Raw genomic sequence first — 1,196 nt, forward strand, 5'->3', positions numbered from 1 at the left:
GGTAATCCCCCCGCAGATTAGCAGACCTCAGAAGTGGAATTTTCTCGTACGCTTTCCCGAGGAGGTTCCATGAAGAAGTCCCGTTTCACCGACAGCCAGATCATTGCTGTGCTCAAGCAGGCCGAGGTCGGTACGCCCGTGCCGGAGCTGTGCCGTGAGCACGGCATCAGCTCGGCCACGTTCTACAAGTGGCGCAGCAAGTTCGGCGGCATGGATGCGTCGATGGTGTCCCAGCTCAAGGAGCTTCAGGACGAGAACCGGCGGCTGAAGAAGATGTATGCCGACGCCCAGCTCAGCGCTGATCTGCTCAAGGAAGCGCTTTCAAAAAAATGGTGAGGCCATCTCAGCGACGTGAGATGGCCCGATCCGCAGTCGAGGTTGGCCGCACAAGCATCGGGCATGCATGCCGGACGTTCGAAGTCAGCCAGACCTGCTTCCGCTACCAGGCCAAAGCCAGCGAAGAGAACGCGCGAATTGCCGATTGGCTGGTGCGGCTGACGGCGGCGTATCGTGACTGGGGGTTCGGGCTGTGCTTCCTGCACCTGCGCAACGTCAAGGGCTATGGCTGGAACCACAAGCGCGTCTACCGCATCTATCGCGAGCTGGAGTTGAACCTGCGGATCAAGCCGAAGAAGCGCCTGGTGCGTGGGAAGCCCGAGCCACTGGCAGTGCCGGAGACGATCAACCAGACCTGGTCGATGGACTTCATGCACGACCAGCTCGCCGATGGACGAAGCTTCCGACTGTTCAACGTGCTGGACGACTACAACCGCGAAGGGCTCGGGATCGAGGCGGACCTGTCGCTGCCTTCGGCCCGGGTGATCCGGTCGTTGGAACAGATCATCCAATGGCGGGGCAAGCCGCGCGCTATCCGCTGCGATAACGGGCCCGAGTACATCAGCGGGACACTGCTGGCGTGGGCCGAGCGCAACGGTATCCGCATCGAGCACATCCAGCCTGGCAAGCCGCAGCAGAACGCCTACGTCGAACGCTACAACCGCACCGTGCGCTACGCCTGGCTGGCCAGAACCCTGTTCGACAGCATCGAGCAGGTGCAGGACAAGGCCACGCGCTGGCTATGGATCTACAATCATGAGCGCCCGAATATGGCACTCGGCGGCATCACGCCGGCACAGAAGTTGGCAATGGCCGCATAGCTCCACTTCTGGTGTCCGCTAAAAGCGGGGGGATTACCC

The 1,196-nt window shown here is 61.5% G+C and carries 1 protein-coding gene; it reads left to right on the forward strand.

Translation table 11 applies throughout. From position 1 onward, the window contains the following. Positions 1-69: 69 nt before the first annotated feature. Positions 70-1,157, forward strand: a protein-coding gene (locus tag AX730_RS01810) for an IS3 family transposase (RefSeq protein WP_232310148.1) whose coding sequence is annotated in 2 segments (ribosomal slippage) — positions 70-322 and positions 322-1,157 — 1,089 coding nt in all. Because the reading frame shifts where the segments join, the coding sequence is not laid out codon by codon here. Positions 1,158-1,196 lie beyond the last annotated feature (39 nt).

Source organism: Pseudoxanthomonas mexicana (assembly GCF_001556105.1).
Lineage (GTDB): Bacteria > Pseudomonadota > Gammaproteobacteria > Xanthomonadales > Xanthomonadaceae > Pseudoxanthomonas_A > Pseudoxanthomonas_A mexicana_A.